Annotated in this window: 18 protein-coding genes; 3 read left to right on the top strand and 15 right to left on the bottom strand. The window is 70.2% G+C overall.

What is annotated here, in order from left to right; all coding sequences use genetic code 11:
• Window positions 1-356: 356 nt before the first annotated feature.
• The 3 genes from A6745_RS12325 (at window position 357) to A6745_RS12315 (ending at window position 3671) form a co-directional block, all read left to right on the top strand.
• Window positions 357-1802, top strand: a complete 1446-nt coding sequence (locus A6745_RS12325) for a sensor histidine kinase (protein ID WP_231885982.1) — start codon at window positions 357-359, stop codon at window positions 1800-1802.
• Window positions 1799-3127, top strand: a complete 1329-nt coding sequence (locus tag A6745_RS12320; RefSeq protein WP_066127433.1) for a sigma-54-dependent transcriptional regulator — start codon at window positions 1799-1801, stop codon at window positions 3125-3127. Before A6745_RS12325 ends, A6745_RS12320 begins: the two co-directional genes overlap by 4 nt.
• 205 nt (window positions 3128-3332) lie before the next feature.
• Window positions 3333-3671, top strand: a complete 339-nt coding sequence (locus A6745_RS12315) for a hypothetical protein (protein WP_066127431.1) — start codon at window positions 3333-3335, stop codon at window positions 3669-3671.
• A gap of 57 nt (window positions 3672-3728) precedes the next feature.
• On the opposite strand, the gene A6745_RS12310 is transcribed toward A6745_RS12315, so the two are convergent.
• From A6745_RS12310 to A6745_RS12240, 15 genes are all read right to left on the bottom strand, one after another.
• Window positions 3729-4481, bottom strand: coding sequence for a DUF2894 domain-containing protein (locus A6745_RS12310; protein WP_066127429.1), 753 nt, complete (start codon window positions 4479-4481; stop codon window positions 3729-3731).
• A complete protein-coding gene (locus A6745_RS12305) occupies window positions 4478-5260 on the bottom strand; it encodes an OmpA family protein (RefSeq protein WP_082853038.1) in 783 nt (260 codons plus the stop codon). The genes A6745_RS12310 and A6745_RS12305 overlap by 4 nt, the downstream gene beginning before the upstream one ends.
• The gene (locus A6745_RS12300; protein WP_066127427.1) at window positions 5257-8025 is read right to left on the bottom strand and encodes a DUF802 domain-containing protein; all 2769 of its coding nucleotides are present in this window, start codon (window positions 8023-8025) and stop codon (window positions 5257-5259) included. The genes A6745_RS12305 and A6745_RS12300 overlap by 4 nt, the downstream gene beginning before the upstream one ends.
• Window positions 8026-8035: 10 nt before the next feature.
• Entirely contained in the window at window positions 8036-8803 is a 768-nt protein-coding gene (locus tag A6745_RS12295; RefSeq protein WP_066127424.1) for a DUF3348 domain-containing protein, read from the bottom strand.
• 140 nt (window positions 8804-8943) lie between these two features.
• A complete protein-coding gene (locus tag A6745_RS12290; RefSeq protein ID WP_066128784.1) occupies window positions 8944-9489 on the bottom strand; it encodes a lipocalin family protein in 546 nt (181 codons plus the stop codon).
• Window positions 9490-9503: 14 nt separating this feature from the next.
• Window positions 9504-10595 (bottom strand): SAM-dependent methyltransferase, encoded by a 1092-nt coding sequence (locus tag A6745_RS12285; RefSeq protein WP_066127422.1) that lies wholly within the window; start codon window positions 10593-10595, stop codon window positions 9504-9506.
• Window positions 10592-11386 (bottom strand): DUF1295 domain-containing protein, encoded by a 795-nt coding sequence (locus A6745_RS12280; RefSeq protein WP_066127419.1) that lies wholly within the window; start codon window positions 11384-11386, stop codon window positions 10592-10594. The genes A6745_RS12285 and A6745_RS12280 overlap by 4 nt, the downstream gene beginning before the upstream one ends.
• A gap of 38 nt (window positions 11387-11424) precedes the next feature.
• A complete protein-coding gene (locus A6745_RS12275) occupies window positions 11425-12726 on the bottom strand; it encodes an SAM-dependent methyltransferase (RefSeq protein ID WP_231885981.1) in 1302 nt (433 codons plus the stop codon).
• Complete coding sequence (locus A6745_RS12270; protein ID WP_082853037.1) at window positions 12723-13598, bottom strand: DUF1365 domain-containing protein; 876 nt, start codon at window positions 13596-13598, stop codon at window positions 12723-12725. Before A6745_RS12270 ends, A6745_RS12275 begins: the two co-directional genes overlap by 4 nt.
• On the bottom strand, window positions 13595-14887 hold the full coding sequence (locus tag A6745_RS12265; RefSeq protein WP_066127417.1) for an NAD(P)/FAD-dependent oxidoreductase: 1293 nt from the start codon (window positions 14885-14887) through the stop codon (window positions 13595-13597). Before A6745_RS12265 ends, A6745_RS12270 begins: the two co-directional genes overlap by 4 nt.
• A 2-nt stretch (window positions 14888-14889) precedes the next feature.
• Entirely contained in the window at window positions 14890-15870 is a 981-nt protein-coding gene (locus A6745_RS12260) for an acyl-CoA desaturase (protein ID WP_066127415.1), read from the bottom strand.
• Window positions 15871-15952: 82 nt separating this feature from the next.
• Window positions 15953-16726, bottom strand: coding sequence for a hypothetical protein (locus tag A6745_RS12255; RefSeq protein ID WP_066127413.1), 774 nt, complete (start codon window positions 16724-16726; stop codon window positions 15953-15955).
• A 72-nt stretch (window positions 16727-16798) separates the two neighbouring features.
• Window positions 16799-17764, bottom strand: a complete 966-nt coding sequence (locus A6745_RS12250) for an alpha/beta hydrolase (RefSeq protein ID WP_082853036.1) — start codon at window positions 17762-17764, stop codon at window positions 16799-16801.
• A 69-nt stretch (window positions 17765-17833) separates the two neighbouring features.
• Window positions 17834-18514 (bottom strand): anti-sigma factor, encoded by a 681-nt coding sequence (locus A6745_RS12245; protein WP_066127411.1) that lies wholly within the window; start codon window positions 18512-18514, stop codon window positions 17834-17836.
• Complete coding sequence (locus A6745_RS12240; protein WP_066127409.1) at window positions 18511-19056, bottom strand: RNA polymerase sigma factor; 546 nt, start codon at window positions 19054-19056, stop codon at window positions 18511-18513. Before A6745_RS12240 ends, A6745_RS12245 begins: the two co-directional genes overlap by 4 nt.
• Window positions 19057-19090 lie beyond the last annotated feature (34 nt).

The following is a 19090-nucleotide window of genomic DNA, read 5'->3' as shown; positions in this document are numbered from 1 at the left end:
CATCGTGTTTGCCCCCTTTGGTGGAATCGATCGCCGTGCCCCGTCCGGAACGCCGGCGGGAAGAGCGGGCACTGTAAGAAGGGGGGCTTGCAATCTGCTTTCGGGGGGCGGGGCGCGAAGGCCGGGTAACTACCAGGTCCGGCGCCCGCGGCTTGCGGTGGTGTTCATGAAAGTGAACATGTTCACGGCGGGCCTGTCCGCGAATCCGGACATTTGTCGATGGCCGCGCCGGCAGGCGCCCGACGATGCGTGAGCCGGCACGATTCTTGTCTGGTCCGCATCCGTTTTCCATCGCTTGCAAAAAATCCATGCATCCGGCTCGCCTCGCGCGCGGGCATAATCGGAGGGTTTTGTCGTTGGATATCGCCGTGATCCGCCTGGGCCGCCTGCCGCTGACCGTACGTATTCCCCTGGCCGTGGCCGCCTTGTTCCTGGCCATTGCCGGTGCGCTGATCTCGCTGGCGCTGCACGGCCTGTCGCGCCAGTTCGACAAGCAGATCGCGGATATGGGACAGGTCTATCTGGATGGCCTGTCGGCCGCCGTGCTGCCCGCGGTACGCGCGGGGGATCGTGCCCAGATCGCCGACGTGCTCGAGCGCGCCCTGGATACGCACGTCGGGGTCGTCGACCGCACGCTGGCGGTTGTCGGCAACGACGGCCAGGCGCTGGGCCTGGTGGCACGGTATCCCGAGGTCGAGTCCATTCCCTACGCCGCCACGCTGGGGGCGGCTTCCGGCGGGGCCGTGCTGAGCGAGCACGCCGATGGCGTCTGGACGTGGCGCGCGTTGGACCAGGATCATCCGGAATTGGGTACGGTCATCGCCAATCTGGACGTGGGCGATTTCCTGCGCCAGCGCCGCGAACTGGCGATCGAGCTCGTGCTGGTCGGCCTGGCCATCAGCCTGGCGGGCGCGGGGCTGGGCTTCGTGCTTGCGCGGCGATTGCAGCGCCCGATCATGCTGTTGACGCAGCGGCTGCGCGCGGCGCGGCGCGAGCAGCCCCGGCAACTGGGGCCCGAGACGTTCGCGCACGATCCCGAAGTGGCCGATCTGCTGGCCGCCTACAACTGGATGGTCCAGGGCGTGCAGGAGCGCGAGGCCCTGGCTGGCCGGCAGGCCCGGATCGAACGCGAGGCGCTGTTGGGGCGGATGTCGGCGGCGCTGGCCCACGAGATCCGCAACCCCCTGGGCGGCATGCGTACGGCGTTGCAGACGTTGCGGCAGTTCGGCGACCGCCCGCACGCCAGGCACGAGTCGCTGGCGTTCGTCGAGCGTGGCGTGGATGCGTTGCAGGCCGTCGTGGATGCCAGCCTGCGCACCTTCCGGCCCGGCGATGGCTGGCAGCCCCTGAGCGCGGCGGACATCGAGGACGTGCGGCTGCTCGTGTCCGCGCAAGCCAGCCGCAAGGCGGTGTCCGTGCGCGTCGACAGCGCGTGGCCGCCGCAGGAGGCCGCCATGTTGCCAGCGGCGCCCGTGCGGCAACTGTTGCTCAACCTCGTGCTGAATGCCGTGGCGGCGTCTCCGGATGGCGCTGTCGTGGGCGTGCGCGCGCATGCGGGGCCTCGCGCCCTGGCGATCCACGTATGCGACCAGGGCCAGGGCTTGCCCGAGGCCGCGCATGCCGTGTTGCGCGGCCAGGCGGCAGCCTGGAGCCAGGCGTCCGCCGGCCAGCGCATGGGGCTGGGCATCGTGCGTGATCTGCTTGGCGGCCTGGGCGGCGGCTTGAAACTGGGCGGCGGCGCCGGCATGGGCACGCGCATTTCGGTTTGGCTGCCGTATTGGCGGACGGAGTTGCATTCATGACGTATTCGGACGTGCTGCTGATCGAGGACGACGCCGTACTGGGCGGCGCCTTGCGCCAGCGCCTGGAGCTCGAGGACATCTCGGTCCAATGGGTATTGAACTGCGCCCAGGCGATCGAGCTGCTGCGCCGCACCCGCCTGCATCCCGCTTTCGTGCTGGCCGACATCCGGCTGCCGGACGGCTCGGGCGAAGACCTGTATCGACGGCTGATTCCCTACCTGTCGCGCACCACGGTGGTCTTCGCCACGGCGTACGGCGACATTGCCCAGGCGGTGCGGCTGGTGGCCGCCGGCGCGAACGATTACCTGACCAAGCCCTACGATGCCGACGCGCTGGTGGCGCGTATCCGTCTGGCGGTCGACCGGTTCGGCGATCCCGAGCGCCCAGCGGCCGTACAGGACAATCCCTTCGCGTCGAGCCTGCGGACCGCCGGCACCGCGAATGCCATCGAGCGACTGGCGGGCGCGGACATGCACGTATTGCTGGAGGGCGAGACGGGCGTTGGCAAGGATCTGGCCGCGCGCTACATGCACGCGAAGTCGCCGAGAGGCGGCGGCCCGTTTGTGGCGATCAATGGCGCGGAACTGAACGATGCGCTGGCCGAGACGCAATGGTTCGGCCATGTGAGGGGCGCGCTGGGCGCCCCGGCCGCCGCGCGCGACGGCGTATTCGCGCAGGCCGCCGGCGGTACGCTGTACCTGGACGAGGTCGGCGAGCTGCCGCCCAGGGCGCAATCGCTGCTGCTGCGCGTGCTGGAGAGCGCAGGCTATCGTCCCGTGGGGGCGCCGGCCGCGCTGCCCGTCGATTGCCGGGTGGTCGCCAGCACCAATGCGGATCTGGACGCCGCCGTGGCGCAGGGCCGTTTCCGCGCCGATCTCTATTACCGCCTGGCGGCGGGCCGGATCATCCTGCCCGCATTGCGCGAACGCCTCGACGACATACCGGTCCTGGCGGACCGGTTCCTGCGGGAGCAGCGCGTCTCGGGCCGTACGCGCGCATCGGGATATACCGGCGCCGCCCTGGCCGCGCTGGCCGAGTATGACTGGCCCGGCAACGTGCGCGAACTGAAGAATCGCGTGGCGCGCGCCGCTGTCATGAGCGATGCGCCGCTCCTGGATGCCCCGGATCTGTTTCCCGAGCGGCGCCTGCGGGATACCGGCACGGAGGATCTGGCCGCCGTGCGCCAGGATGCCGAATGGCGGGGCATCCAGCGTGCGATCTCGGAGTCGGGCGGGCATCTCGGGCACGCGGCCAAGCGGCTGGGCATCTCCCGCACCACCTTGTGGAAGAAGATCCGCCAGGCGCGCGGGCAACAGGAGGGTTGAAGCGGGGCGGCGCCGGTTCGCGCGCCGGGAAAAGGCGCGGCCAAGATGTTCGCAAACGTAGCGGCATCGCCGGGCCGGCGCGATGGCGGCCATGGCCAGGACGGCACATCTTGTCACGCCGTACTGGCTATTCGGCCGGGCATGGGCCAGAATCGGGGCGAGAGCCAGTCTGGCATTGGATACGTATCGAGTGGGGAGGAAAAACATGCGGACAATCACGGGCGCCATCCTGGGCACCATGTTGGTCGTGGCAGGCCATGCGCAGGCGGGCACGGCGGAGCAATCCCAATGGAGCGATACGCGCGCACCGCTGTCCGGCCTGCCTTGCGCGGGCGCCGCGCAGGCCAGGGCCACGCCGGTCAGCGACTCCATGGACCCCGGGCAAGGACCGCATGTCTACGATACGCTCGAACGCCTGGTGGAAAGCGGCCAGATCATGAATCTGCGCCACACCATGACGGGCGCGGACCTGTGGCTGGCCGAGCCGCCTGGCAAGCGCTGCTCGCCGGGCACCGCTTCGCGCCGCGGCAAGTGTTCGTCCTGATGGGCATGGCGGCTGGGCAGGCACGTTCGTGCGGCGCAGGTCCCGTGGCCGTGCGCGTCAGCGAGCCTTGCGGCCACCCTTGCGATTGCCGTCCAGCTTCGCCACCAGCAGGCCCGCGGGGTCGCCGGCCTGGCACAGCCGCTCCAGTGCCGCCAGGCTGTCCAGATAAGTCATGAACTGGCGCAGGTACTCGGGCGACACGGTGCGCATCAGCGAGAGCGAGCGATGCACGATGTTGCCGGCGTTCAGCGGGCCGGCGTTCTCACCGGGAACCTGCCGCAGGGATTCCCGCACCTGTCTGTCGGTGCGCAGGTGTTCCCAGATGGCGCGGAAGTCGTCCAGGGCCGCGAGTTCGGGATAGGCGTCCTGGTGTGCCTGACCGGGCTTGGCGTCGCCTTGCTGGCTGTCGCGGGGGCGGCCGCGCAGATAGGCCGTCAAGGCGGACAGGGTCTGGTCCTGCACGGAGGCGCCGTGTTCTTGGGCGTCCGGCTTCCGTGCCGCTTGAAGCGCATCAGAAGTGGCCTGTCCGGACGACAGGGCCTGGTCTGCATGGACCGCCTGGCTATGTTCGGAGGCCGCCTCGTCTTCCTGGGGGACGGTGCTGGCAAGCTCGGCTCGATGCGATTCGCCATACGCTTTCACGTAGGCCGCGATCAATGTGGCAACGCGTTCATCCAGCACTTTCCGAGCCGCCCCGCAATAGCCCTCGGCGCGCTGCGCCAGCACTTCGATCAGTCGAAAGCGTACCGGGTCCCGGCGGTCCAGGCCGCCTTCGCGCCAGGCTCGCAGCGTGGCCTGGGCCGTGGTCATGGAGCCTTCGGCACGTCAGGCGCCGCGGTCTGGCCGGGTCCGGGCGCGGCAAGCTTCTGCCCGATGGTCGCTGCGGGCGCCTGTGATGACGATGGCGTGGGCGCGAGGCCGGCTCCCGCGCCATGCCCCGACGTGGCATCGGGCTTGCGCACCGGCGCGATCTCGACGCGGCGGTTCCTCGCGCGGCCGTCGGCATCGTCGTTGGAGGCGGCGGGCTGCTGCGAACCGAATGCGGCCGAGAAGACGGACGAAGGAGGAATGCCTTCCTCGATCAGCACGCGCGTCACCGTCAGCGCGCGCTGCGCCGATAGTTCCCAGTTGTCGGCGAAGCGGCGGTTGTTGTCGTGAATGGGGCGGTCATCGGTGAAGCCGCTGACCATCAGCATCTCGTCGCGGTCGCGCAGATAGGCGGTCAGCGGGCCGGCCAGGCTGCGCAGCAGGTCGCGGCCCTCGGGTTGCAGTTGATCGGAGTTCAGCGCGAACAGCACGTTGCCGTTGATGCCGATGCGGCCGTTGACCAGCGTGACGCGGCCGGACGCCACGGGGCCGGCCAGGGCATTTTCCAGGGCCTCGCGGCGCTGCGTTTCCGCGTGGCCCTGCTTGACGGCTTCTTCAAGTTTGGTGGAGGCGTCTTGCAGCCTGGCCGTCAGGTCCAGCTGCATGCCGACCACGCCGACCAGGATCAGCACGAAGGCGCCCAGCAGCACCGACATCAGGTCGCCGAAGACGGCCCAGACGGGCGCCGTGGATTCCAGGTCGGTGTCGAACTCGTCTTTCATTGCTCAGCCGCGTCCGTCGGGGCCGCCTGGCGGGCGGCCAACTGCCGCAGGTCTTCGATGATCTGCTTCTGCGACAGCACGCTCAGGTCCACGACTTCGCGGGCCTGGGCGACGTAGTAGGCCAGTTGCTCATCGCTGCGGGTCATGGCGCGGTCCAGCGCGGTCTCGATGCCTTGCAGGCGGGCGGTCAGCTGTTCGCTGGACTGGCCGAACACCTGCACCGCGGCGCCGAAGGCTTCGCCCAGGCTGGACATCTCGACGGCGCTGCCGGTGACCTGCGCGGCTGCCTCGGACAGCTTGCCCGTCTCGGCGGCGACCTGGCCGGTCATGCGCTCGCCCGCGCGTTCCATCAGTTCGCCCGCGCTGGCGACCAGCGCCTCGACCGCGGCGCGCTGCTCGGCGCCGGCATGGGTCAGGCCGCCCAGCAGGGTGTCCAGCGTCTGCAGCAGGCGGGCGCGCTCTTCCAACATGGCGTTGTCGCGGGCCGTGGCTTCCGACAGGCTGCGGCGCAGTTCGTCGATGGCATCGGCGGCGGCCTTGGGAGCCTGCGCGGCGGCTTCCACCAGCCGCGCCACTTCGTTGACCGTGTCGCGGGCGTGTGCCTGCGTCTGTTCGGCCAGTTCGCGCGCGGTGTGGGTCAGCGATTCGCCCAGGGACTGGTGGCGTCGTTCGGCCTGGGCGCCCAACAGGGCCCATTCGCCGCGCAGGTCGGTGGCGACGGCGCCCAGCGTATCCGTCCACGCTTGCAGGCGTTGCGCGTCCTGCCCGGCCAGCGTGGCCTGCAAGGCCGCATGCGAATCGTCGACGTTGCGCAGCAGGCCGTCCAGGCGCGATTCGAAGCCGCTGGTGAAGGTTTCCAGCGTTTCACGCAGGCCGCTGGCCAGGGCTTCGCCGGCCTGGCGTTGGCGCGCCAGGGCTTCGTCCCACTGGCTGGCCACGGCGCTGGCGGCGCTGTCCAGGCGGGCGGCGATGCCGTCGACCTGTTGCTGCGCCGATCGGCCGATGGCCTCGTGCAGCGTGGCGGTCTCGCGCGCCAGGGCCTGCATGGTGGCCTCGACGGCCGGCTGGATGGCCGAGCCCGCCGCGCGCACGGTGGCGGCGGCGGTTTCCTGAACCGCCCGTTCCATGGCTTGCGACAGGCGCTCGCTGGCGGCGTTGTGCGCCTGCAGGGTCTGGTCCAGCGTGCTGGCGTGGGCTTGCAGGGCCTGGTCCAGCGCGTCGGCCAGGCGATTGCCCGTGGCGGTGCTTTCCTGCAAAGAGTGTTCGAGCGTGCCGGCATGGGCCTGCAAGGCCTGCCCCAGGGCCTCGGCCACGCGGTCGCCCGCCGCGGCGCTGGCTTGCAGGGCCTGGTCCAGCGTGGCGCGGTGCGATTGCAGCGTCTGCTCGACGGTGCCCGCATGCGCGCCGAGGGCCTGCTCCAGGGTCCTGGCCAGTTGCTCGCCCGTGACGGCGTTGCCGTGCAGGGCCTGGTCCAGCGTCCGGGTGTGGGCTTGCAGGGCCTGATCGACCGTGTCCGCGTGCGCGTTCAGCGAGGCATCCAGCACCTTGGCCAGGCGGTCGCCGGTGGCGGCGTTGTTCCGCAGCGCGGCGTCCAGCGTCTCGGCCTGCGCCCGCAGCGTGCGGTCCACGGTGGCCACGTGCGCCTTCAGGGCCTCGTCCAGCACCTGCGTCAGCCGGTCGCCCGTGGCGGCGTTGTCCTGCAGCGACTGTTCGATGGCCTTCGCATGCGCCTGCATGCTGCGGTCCATGCCGGCGGCCAGGCGGTTGCCTGCGGCCACGTTGTCCTGCAGGGCCTTTTCCAGCGACTGCGCCAGGCGGTCGCCCGCGGCGGCGTTGTCGTGCAGGGTCTTGTCCATGGACTGCATCAGGCGCTCGCTGGCGGCGCTGTTCTGCCGCATGGCGCGGTCCAGTGCCTGTACCAGCTCGCCGCCCGAGGCGGTATGGCTTTGCAGCACTTGCTCCACGGCCTTGACCAGGCGGTCGTGCGCGGCATCGGCGCGGGCCTGGGCGCTGTCCTGGCTGGCCGCGATGCGGTCCTGCAAGGCACGGTTCTGCTGGGCCATGTCGGCGGCCAGGGCTTGCAGGCGTTCCAGCATGGCAGGGACGGCGTCGACCTGGCGTTCCAGCAGCGTGACGACCTGCTCGCGCTGGTGCGCCGGGGAATGGATGCGCAGGCTGGTGGCGATGCGTGCGTCCAGCGCCTGGGCGGCGTGCACGCGTTCGCGGCGGCACAGCGCGGCCAGCAGGCCCAGCATGGCCGAGGTGGCCACGCCGGTCACCGAGGTGCCGAAGGCAAAGCCCAGGCCCTGCACCGGCGCGGCCAGCGAGGCGCGCATGGCCTGCAGGTCGGTGGCGGTCTGCAGCGCGGCGCCCGTGCCGCGCAGGGTGACGACCATGCCCAGGAAGGTGCCCAGCATGCCCAGCAGCACCAGCAGGCCCACCAGATAGGGGGTCAGCGCGGGCGCGGGCAGGCCGGCGCGGATGCCCTGCACGCGCAGGCGCACGGCGTTGCGCAGGCTGGCGGGCAACTGGCCGAGCCAGTCGTCCAGCGTGCCTTCGGGCGGAGGGGCGGACACGGCCTGCGCCAGCGAGCGGGTCGCCACGTGGTAGTGGCGCAGTTCGAGCGCGCCAGCCAGGTAGAACAGGCCGATGAGCAAGGTGATGGCCAGGGCCAGCGGGTTGGTGCCGACGTAGCCGGCGGCGGTCCAGCCCAGCACGGCCAGGCCGGCCAGGAAAACGACGATGGGGACGAAGTAGCGGGTCATTGCGTTCTGTTCAGCGGCTTTGCAGGGCGGCCAGCACCCCTTCCACCGGTTGTAGGCGAACATCCAGTTCGGCGAGCAATACCTGTTGCATGTGCGTGCGAAACGTTTCCACCCAGGCGGCGGGCGCGGCGGCCGATACCGCGCAGGGCAATGCGGCTTGCGCGTCCGCGCCGGCCTGCGCGGCCTGGCGCAGTTGATCGAAATGCCTTTCCAGCAGCCTCGGCACGGAGGTCAGCAGTACGCGCTCGCGCGCACCCAATGAGCGTTCCATGATGGCGTCCACCAGGGCCAGGCCGGCGAAGTCCGGCGCACGGCCATCCGCTGCGCGGGCCGCCAGCATGCCCCGCAGGCGGCTGCGCAGATTGCCGATGCCCGTTTCCATCGTCTGCTGCAGCGCCAGGTAGCGCTGGCGGTAGACGGCGTAGTCGGGTTCGGCGTCGGCGGCCGGCGCCGGCATGGCCACGGGGGGCGGGCGTTTCGTGCCCGAAGGCTTGGCCGGGGCGAAGACGCCGTCGTGGACGATGGCGTTGGTCAGGTCGGCGCGCAAGCGGGCGACGTCGCGCGCGGGATCGTCGTCTTCGCGGGCCGCCGCTTTCACGAGGGGGCGGCCTTCGCCCAGGACGGCGGACAGCGCAACCGCGTCGGTCCAGGTCAGCCATTGGCCGAGCTGGTCAGACAGGGGTTGTCCGGATTCGGGGACGGGGGTCGCGGTCAGGCGTGCCAGCAAGCGTATGAACGCCGGGCCGCCGGACCCTGCGCGTCTGGCGGTCTGCTCCATGCCGTGAGGGTCAAAAGCCCAGCAGTTTACACAAAGGCAGGCAGGGAAACGGAGGCCGCCCCGCTTTGGCGGGCCCGGGCTGGTAACAGGTGGTAGCAGGCGGCCCCCGGGGGCTCGTGCCAAGGGATGCCGGGGACCGGTCAGCGCGGGGCCTCCTCGGGCCAGCGCTGTGGCACGCGGCGCAGCTTTTCCACGTCGTAGCCGAGCGATTTCACCTTGTCGACCAGGCGGGTGTAGTCCGTGTCCGGCAGGGTGGGCGTGCGTGCCATGATCCAGACGTAATCCCGCTTGGAGCGCGCCACGATGGTCTGCCGGTAATCGGGATCCAGGTAGGCGATGACGTACTCCGCCTTGATGGGCCAGATGAACTGCATGCCCCAGATGGCATTGTTCGTGCCGGGCCGCACGGTGCCGACGGGGTGCATGGTGTCGACGTCGGCGTAGTAGCTGCCGTCGCGGTAACGGAAGGTGGTGCGGATCCGGCCATCCTCGTCCAGCTTGTAGGTTTCGATGGCGTTGTAGGCGTTGCGTTCGGGAAAGCTGGGGATATGGGCGATGACGTACCAGTCGCCCATGAAGCGCGGCAGGTCGACCTGGGCCACGGGCGGCATGGGCGGCGGCGACGAGCAGCCGCCCAGCAGCCAGGCGACCAGTGTCGCGGCCAGGGAGCGCTGGGGTCCTTTCATGGAGCGGTCCTCCTTCATGCGGGACGTTCGAAACGGTAGTGCGACACATGCCACTGCCGTCCCTGTTCATAGCCGAACAGCTCGGCGCAGGCCATCCAGAAGATGCGCCAGCGCTGGTGCCACAGCGGGGCCAGCGCCGGGCCGTAGGCGGTCTTCAGCACGTCCAGTACCTGATCCCGGCGCGCATCCTGGTTGGCCAGCCAGTGGTTGGCGGTGCGCTGGTAGTGCGTGCCGTCCACCGTCCAGCGCGCCTCGATGCGCAGGTCGCGCTGGAACCACAGCAGCGTATCGTCCGCGGGCATGATGCCGCCCGTGAAGAAGTGGCGGCCCAGCCAGTTGCCGGCGCCCTCGGTCTGGAACGGATACATCAGTTCGCGGTGCGTGAAGATGTGCACGAACAGCTTGCCGCCGGGACGCAGCCAGCCGCCGATGCGGCCCAGCAGCGTCTGGTAGTTGCGCATGTGTTCGAACATTTCGATCGACACGCAGCGGTCGTAGGCCGCCGCCGGCAATTGCAGCGTGTTCACGTCGCAGGTGATGACGCGCACGTTGTCCAGGCCGCGTTCGCGGCACTGTTGTTCGATGTGGCCGCGCTGGCCCGCCGAGTTGGATACGGCGGTGATGCGCGCGGTCGGATAGCGTTCGGCCATCCACAGCGTCAGCGAGCCCCAGCCGCAGCCCAGTTCCAGGATGTCCTGGCCGTCCTGCAGTTGCGCGCGCTGGCCGTACAGCTCCAGCATGGCCAGTTCGGCTTCGTCCAGCGTCTCCTTGCCCGTCTCGTAGAAACAGCCGGAATACTTCAGGCGGGCTCCCAGGCACAGGCGGAAGAAGGCCGGCGGCAGTTCGTAGTGCTGGGTGTTGGCGGCGTCGGTGTGGATGGCCAGCGGACTGGCCCGCAGCGTGTCGATCAGCGCGCCGTAGCGATGCGCGCGCGCGGCGGGGCCGCCCGCATGCTCCTCGGCCAGCCGTTGCGCGCACATGCGGCGGATGCCCAGGCGCACCAGGGCATCGGGCAGCAGGCCGCGTTCGGCCAGGCCCAGCATGCCTGGGGCGGGCAGGTCGGCGGGCAGTTCGTCGCTAGCGGGCAAAGTCGCGGTGTCGGTCATGACGGATCCTTGCGGGTGGACGGTTTGGGAAACCACGGGAAGAACATGGACGTGGTGCGCTGGTAGTCGCGGTAGTCGTCGCCACGGCTGCGCAACGCCTGCTTCTCGGTGTAGGGGATGCCGCTGATCCAGCGCAGGAACACGTACATCAGCACGGGGCCGGCCCAGCTCCAGCCGGACAAGGGCGAACCCACGGCCAGCAGCACATAGGCGAACCAGTGGCACCATTCGAAGAAGTAATTGGGGTGGCGCGAGTAGCGCCACAGGCCGTCTCGGCAGGTGCGCCCTTCGTTGGCATAGTCGTTGCGGAAGTCGTCGAGCTGGCGGTCGGCCAGCGACTCGCCCGCGATGGACAGCGCCCAGATGGCCACCGCCGCCAGCGCGGCGATCACCGGCGGGCCGTCCACGTTGGCGGCCACGGCGGTGAACGGCACGGCGAACAGCACCACCAGCGCCGCCTGGAACATGAAGAAGGCGAAGAACTTGCCCTGGTGGCCCTGCCAGTGTTCGCGCAACGCGCGGTAGCGGCCGTCCTCGCCCAGCCAGACGCGGCGCCAGATGTGCCACGCCAGCCGCACGGACCACAGCACGCCCAGCACCGCCAGCAGGATGCGGGGCACGGCGGCGCCCGTGCCGGTCAGGGCGATCAGCACCGCGCCCAGGCCCACGCCCAGGGCCCACACGGCGTCGACGATGCCGGCATTGCGGTGGCGGCGCTGCCACGACCAGGCGGCGCTCATCGCCAGGATCATCAGCAAAGCCAGCAGAAGGAGTTGATGCAGGGGACTCATACTCGATACTTGGGTGTTCCGGGGTTGACGGGAGGGGCTTATGGCGCCGCGGCGAGTTCACGGTCGGTCCAGCGCGCCGACGCGGGCCGCGCGCCGGGGCGTGTCAGAAGCAGGTGCGACACGCCGATGGAGCGTTCGCGGAAGCCGCCCTCGCAATACGCCAGGTAGAACTCCCACAACCGCGCGAAACGCGCATCGAAGCCCTGCGCCCGCACCTCGTCCAGCCGCGCCAGGAAGCGCTCGCGCCACGCCTGCAGCGTGCGCGCGTACGAGTGGCCGAAGTCTTCCAGGTGCACCAGCGCCAGGTCGCAGCCACGGGTCTTGGCCGCCAGCATGGCCTCGATGGAGGGAATGAAGCTGCCGGGAAAGATGTGGCGCTTGATGAAGTCCACCGACTTGACGGCCTGCCGGTAGCGGTGGTCCTCGATGGTGATGGCCTGGATCAGCGCGCTGCCCTCGGGTGTCAGCAGGCTGGCCACCTTGGCGAAGTAGCCTTCCAGGAAATCCGCGCCCACGGCCTCGATCATCTCGATGGACACCACCTTGTCGTACTGGCCCTGCAGATCGCGGTAGTCCCGCAACTGCACGTCCACGCGGTCGGCCAGGCCGGCCTCCCGTACCCGTTGCGTGGCCAGCGCGTGCTGCTCGCGCGAGATGGTGACGGTGGTGACGCGGCAGCCGTATTCGCGCGCGGCATGCACGGCGAAGCCGCCCCAGCCGCTGCCGATCTCGGCCACGTGCTGGTCCGGCCGCAGGTCCAGCTTGCGGCAGATGACGTCGAGCTTGCGGCGCGACGCAGCTTCCAGCGTGTCGCTGGCGTCCGTCCACAGCGCCGACGAATACATCAGGTCGGGCGACAGGAACAGGCTGAAGAAGGGGTTGCCCAGGTCGTAGTGCGCGGCGATGTTGCGGCGGCTGCCGTCGCGCGTGTTGCGCCGGCGGTTGTGCCAGACCTTCAGCGCCAGGCCGCCGAGGCGCGCCAGGCCCGATTCCATGCCGTCCAGCAGGTCGCGGTTGCGCACCAGCAACTGCACCAGTCCCACCAGGTCGTCGCACAGCCACAGGCCGTCGCCGTAGGCTTCGCCCGCGCCCACGCTGCCCTGCGCCGCCACGGCGCGATAGAAGCCCATGTCCAGCACGATCAGGCGCAACGCCGGGGCACCGGCCGCTCCGACCTCGGTGCGGCCCAGCGGATCCTCGATGGCCAGGCGGCCATGCGCCAGGCCGTCCAGGCTGCGCAGCAGGCGCTCGCGCAGCAGCCGGTCCAGCGGCGAGATGCGCGCCGGCTGGCTCAGCGCCATGTCGAGCACGCGGCTTTCTTGGGACGAGATCGGCTTCATGCATGGTCTCCGGGAGGATGGTCGTGAACGGGCGTGCGCTTGATCCACAGCCGCAACGCCTGCCAATGGATGGCGCCGATGACCTGCGCGGTCATCAGCGGATAGCGCCACAGCACGCGCGCCAGCGACGCGCCGTCCAGCGCGTGCCGTTGCAGCGCCAGGTCGGCGTCGAATTCGGGGTGGTCGCCGTCGAGCACCTTCATGTGCACGCGCAGCTCGTCGCCCGGCGCGGTGAAGCGCCAGTCGTAGCCGCGCGCCATCGCCATGAAGGGCGAGACATGGAAGCGCTTGCCGAAGCGCCAGCGCAGCGCGCGGCCCTGGTGCTCGGCGCGATCCACCGGCAACACGTAGGCATGGCGCTCGCGCCAGGGCGTGTTGGTGATGTCGGCGACGATGGTGTCCAGGGTCTGGCCGTCCTCGGCGTAGCAGTAGTAGAAGGTGACCGGATTGAAGACGTAGCCCGCGTAGCGCAGGTGCGTCAGCATGCGGATCGGGCCTTGCGGCGCGCGGCCCAGCTCGGCGGCGATGCGTTGCCGCACGGCGTCTTTCAGCGGCATGCCGCTGGCGCCGTCCAGGTAGTCCTCGCGCCGCCATTCGGCCAGGTTGCGGCGGTTCACCGACCACAGCAGGCGCTTCGCGAAGGCCTGATCCAGTTCGTCCAGATCCAGGTAGAGCTGGGCGATGCGGAACTGGAAGGCGTGGCGGCGCGGACGGTGGCGGGTGTGACGGACGCAGCCCTCGTAGACGGCGCTGTGCAGCGTGCCGCTGGCCGTGCGCGCATCGGCGGACGCGGAAGCGGGAGCCTCCACGGGGCGGCCGCCTTCCCGCCGCGTCCTGGCATGGATGTCCGCCGACGGCGCTCCGATGTTCATGCCGCGATTCCTCCCAGCACCTCGGGCATCAGCGCGGACGCGCGTGGCGAGTTCAGTCCGGCCAGTCCGCCGGCCACCTCCATGGCGCTGCGCACGCCGTCTTCGTGAAAGCCCCAGCCCCAATAGGCGCCCGCGTACCAGGTGCGGTTGACGCCCGAGATGTCGGCCTTGCGTGCCTGCGCGGCGACGCTGGCCCGGGTGTAGACCGGATGGTGGTACTGCATGCGCGCCAGCACGCGGCGCGGGTCCACGTCCTGGCCGCGGTTGAGCGTGACCACGAAGGGGTCCGGCGATTGCAGGCCCTGCAGCAGGTTCATGCAGTAGCTGACGGTGCAGGGCTGCGACGGATCCGCCGACACATGGGCGTTCCAGGCCGCCCAGGCCTTGCGGTTGCGCGGCAGCAGCGTGGCGTCCGTGTGCAGCAGCACCTCGTTGTCCTGGTACGGGATGGCGCCCAGCACCTCGCGCTCGGCGGCGCTGGGATCGGCCAGCAGCGCCAGCGCCTGGTCGCTGTGGCAGGCCAGCACGACATGGTCGTAGTCGTGGCGGCCGTCGCGCGATTGCACGACCGCGCATTCCGGGGTGCGCCATACCGCGCTGACGGGGCAGTTCAGGCGCTCGCGCACCGTCCAGCGCTGCCGCATGGCGCGGACATACGACGACGAACCGCCCCGCACCACGCGCCATTGCGGCCGGCCCGCCACCTGCAGCATCTGATGGTTGGCCATGAACTGCACCAGGTAGCGCGCCGGGAAGGCCAGGATGTCGGCGGGCGGCGAGGACCAGAGCGCGCAGGCCATGGGAATCAGGTGTTCGTCGCGGAACGCCTCGCCGTAGCGTTGCCGCCACAGGAACTCGCCCAGCGTCGGGCCGGCCCCGTGGCCTTCCAGCAGCAGCGGCGCCTCGCGGTAGAAGCGCAGCAGGTCGCGCACCATGCCCAGGAAGCGGGGCGACCACAGATTGCGGCGCTGGCAGAACAGGGTGTCGAGATTGGTGGCGTTGTATTCCAGTCCGCTGCCGGCATGCTGCACCGAGAAGCTCATGGTGGTCGGCTGCGAGGCAACGCCCAGTTCGTCCAGCAGGCTGTTGAATAGCGGATAGTGCGCCGGGTTGTGCACGATGAAGCCGCTGTCCACGGCATAGCGGCGGCCCGCCTGCTCGACCTCGTGGGTATGCGTGTGGCCGCCGAAGTAGTCGCCCGCCTCGTACAGCGTCACGCTGTGTTGGCGCGACAGCAGCCAGGCGCTGGCCAGCCCGGAAATGCCCGATCCGATGACCGCGATCCGCATGATCAACGCTCCACCCGGTCCAGCACCCAGGCCGGCACGGGCTTCAGGTCCCACACCAGGCCCAGCGCGGCCAGCAGCCGCAGGCCATAGAACGTGATGTCGATCTCGCGCGCCCGGAAGCCCTGGCGCGCCGAGCCGGGGTAGAAGTGATGGTTGTTGTGCCAGCCCTCGCCGAAGGTGATCAGCGCCAGCCACAGGTTGTTGCGGCTGTCGTCGCGGGTGTCGAAGCGGCGGCGGCCATAGCGGTGCGCCAGCGAGTTGATGGTGACGGTGGCGTGGAACAGGACGATGGTCGACACGAAGAAGCCCCACACCAGCATCTGCGGGCCATCGGTGCCCAGGCTGGGAGCGAGGCTTTCCAGCAGGGCGCCCAGGGCGTACAGCGCCACGCCCAGCGCGGCGGGCACGGCGGCGTCGTAGCGGTCCAGCCAGCGCAGCTCGGCGTAGCCGCGCAGGTCGGGCACGCGGGCCAGATCGGTGCGGAAGGCCCTGCGCGTCAGGAACCAGCCCATGTGGCTGCGCAGGAAACCCACCTGGCGCGGCGAGTGCAGGTCCTGCCCGGTATCGGCGTGGCGATGGTGATGGCGATGATGCGCGGCCCACCACAGCGGCCCGCGCTGCGCGCACGAGGCGCCCAGCACCGCGAACACGAACTGCGCGGCGCGCGAGGTGCGGAAGGTGCGATGCGAGAAATAGCGATGATAGAAGCCCGTCAGCGCGAACATCCGAACGGCATACAGCAGCGCGGCCACGGCCAGCGCCACCGGCGACACGCCCACCCACAGCACGCCCAGGCAGGCCACGTGCATCAGCACGAATGGCACCGCGCGCGTCCAGTCGATGCGGTCGTCGCGCGTCTCCGCCGCATCGCCGCCCTCGGCCTGCGTGTCGAACCAGCGGACGATGGAGCGCAGCCAACGGGCGCCGGCGGCGGGCCGGGCCCCGGAGGACGCGGAGGACAACTCGGATTGGCTCAGGGGCATGACCGGTCCAGAAGAAAGGATGCGTGTTTTCTGCACATACGCACGGGGGATGGCGGTGGATTCTTGGGGTAAACCCTAGGTTTCATTGGGTACACCGCGAGACCAGCGGCTGCGTCGCCGCGGCGTCGATGTCCTGCCGGGTGGGCGCCGGGGCTCTCAGCTTGTCCGGAAAGTCGATGCGTACCGCCTGCGAGCCTCCGTTGCCGTCGCGCAGGCTGCCGATGCCGGTGAAGCGCAGCAGGCGACGGTCGGCCACCCGGTAGGCCACTTCCAGCTTGGGGGCGGCAAAGCCGTACCAGGCGTCCAGGCGCAGATGGAAGCGGCGCACGGGCACGCCATCCAGCTGGCCGTCCTCGGCGCGTATGCGCAGGGGCAGGAAGGCATGGCGGCCGGGCACGAGGAAATGGATGGCGCCGCCGTTGGACAAGGCATCCCAGTGGGTACGCAGGTAATCGTCGAAGCCGGCGTCGATCACCGCGTCGGCAGGTGCGGAAACCCGCGCGGATTCCTGTTGTGCCGTGGCGTTGTCGCGGGTGTAGACCGTGCCGGCCCGGGCGCCTTCGAGGTAGCCGTCGCGGGCGTCCTCCAGCGCGAAATCGGGCGTGCTGCCGCCGAGGGGGCCGCGCACCCATTTGCGGGCGAAGGGACGGCCGTCCGGGCAGAGGTACAGCACCAGCCGGGACTGCCGGCCGTCGGCGCGGGTGACCCAATGGGCCTCGCGATAGGCCTCGCGGCCGTCGTCGGTGCGGGCGATGCCGACATAGTGCTCGGCGGCGGGCAGGCCTTGTGCATGGGAAAGGGCCGGCGTCAGGATGAGGGACAGCGCGGCAAGCAGGAGAAGACGGGTCGCGGCCATGTCGCAGGGTTCCTGGGAAGGGGTACCGTCAGACATACGTGCGCGCCGGCGATATGGATGCCTTGGCCGCTGTCAGGAGCCTGGCGTGCGTGCGGTGGCTGGGGACGGCATCGCGGCGCCGGCGTCCTCGCCGGCTGCGGCGCCCTCCACGGTTGCCTGCCGTCCCGCCAGCACGAACCCCGCCAGATCGTCCAGCACCGGCGCCCGCCACCGCAGCGGGCGGGCCAGCGCACCGGCCAGCAGCCGATGCCCCAGGTTGGGATAGCGCACCACCGTCAACGGCGTGCCCGCGGCCCGCAATGCCGCCTCCAGATGGCCGGTATTGCGCACGGGATCGACCAGGGTGTCCGCCATGCCCGTCATCAGCAGCGTGCGCGGCGCGCCGCGCGTGGCGTGCGCGACCGGCTGGGAGTCGGCCGGGGTGTCCGGGTAATGGAAGACGGGCCGCACGCTGCGCGTTTCGATGGGCAGGAAATCGTAGGGACCGGCCATGCCGATCCAGCCGGCCAGGGCATCGGGCGAGGCGCCGAGCTCGGCCAGCCAGCGTGGGTCCAGCGCGATCATCGCGGCGTTGTAGGCGCCCGCGCTGTGGCCCGCCACGTAAACGCGGCGCGGGTCGCCGCCGATGTCAGCCGCGTGGCGCAATGTCCAGGCCACGGCCCGCGCCGAGTCCCGCAGGAATACGGGATAGGCCGCCTCGGGATACAGCCGGTAATCGGCCAGCACGGCCACGATGCCGCGCGAGGCCAGGGCATCGCCCACGAAGGCGTAGTCCTTGCGCGAGCCGCTGCGCCAACTGCCGCCATAGAAGAACACCACCACGGGAGCGAGCGCGGCGTCGGGCGGGGCATACACATCCAGGCGCTGGCGCAGCGCATCGCCGTAGGCGATATCGGCGGTGACGCGGCTGGCGTTCTCCGGGATCGCGCCGTTCAGAAGCGTGAAGGGCGAGCAGGCCGTCAGGGCCAGCAGCATGCAGGCCAGCGCGGCCGGAATCAACAGCCAGCGGGCATGCGGGTAGTGCGAGAGCAAAGACATGGCGGCCGTATGGAGCAGTGGTCAACACCGGTTCATACGGCCGCCGGGCCGCGCTGGATGCAACGCGGATCAGATCTTCAGCACGTCGCCGCTCATGATGATGGGACCGGTGGCCACGCCGCCCGGCGCGCCGCCAGGCGGCTCGACCGTCACCGCGAGCTGGGCCACGCCGGCCAGGCCCTGCGCGCGCCTGAGCACCGTGGCGCCGTCCACCGAGAGCAGGCCCATCGATTGCGGCTTCTGGCCGGGGGGAATCGCCCACAGTTCCAATGCGTGGTTGGTGGCGTACGGCGCCAGGTCACGCAGCGTGCGCACGTGCACGGCGCCGTCCGCGTCGGCCTTCACCAGCAGCATGGCCTGGGCTTCGGGCGACTGCAGCACCGCCATCAGCTGTTGCTGCGCCGCGCGGTCGACCTGGCCGGGATAGACGATGACGCCCGCGATCAGCAGCGCGGCCATCGCCCCGCTGAACAGCCGCCACAGGTTGGCGCCCTGCCAGCCCCAGGGCGACACCGGCGCGGCGGCGCGGATGCGCTGCTGGATGGCGCGCCACACACGCCGCGGCGGCGTCCTGGGCGGCATGGACCAGACCAGCGGATAGACTTCTTCTTCCCACTGGCGGACCTGGCGGCGCAGGTTGGCATCGGCGGCCATCAGGCCCTCGAAGCGGCGCCGGGCGCCGCCGCGCATGGCGCCCGACACGTAGTCGGCCGCCAGGCGGTCACGCAGATTCTGATCGCCGTAGTTCATGACAGGCACCTCTTCAGGCGTTCCAGCCCGCGGCGCACCCAGCTCTTGATCGTGCCCAGCGGGGTGTCGAGCTTGCGCGCGATGTCGCCGTGGCTGAGGTCGTCGAAGAACGACAGGGCGATGGCCTGGCGCGGACCGGCTTCCAACTGCTGCATGCAGTCGGCCAGGCGCGTGCCGTCCTGGCTGGATTGCAGGCGCTGCAAGGGGCCGGGGGCGTCATCGGCCCAGGCATCCTGGATGGCGCCGTCGGGATCCGGGCGCTCGACGTCGGGCCGGCGCAGGTGATCGATGCACCGGTTGCGCACGATGCGCGTCATCCATGTCATGGCTTGGCTCTGTTGGGCGGAATATCGGTCGGAATTGCGCCAGATGCTGAGAAAGCACTCTTGAAGGACTTCCTCGGCCCAGTCGCTACGCCTCAACATACGGGTGGCCAGGGCGAATAGATGCGGCGAACACAATTGGTAAAGTTCCGCCAGCGCGGGCTCCTTGCCGCGCGCGCAGTCCTGGATCAACGCTTCCAGGTGTTTGGGATCGGGCATATTCGGGTGTTCCCCTGTGGGAGCTGCGAGGTTT

This window comes from Bordetella ansorpii (assembly GCF_900078705.1).
Lineage (GTDB): Bacteria > Pseudomonadota > Gammaproteobacteria > Burkholderiales > Burkholderiaceae_B > Bordetella > Bordetella ansorpii_A.
Note: the sequence above shows the minus strand (reverse complement) of the source record. Positions and strands in the feature narration are given on the sequence as shown.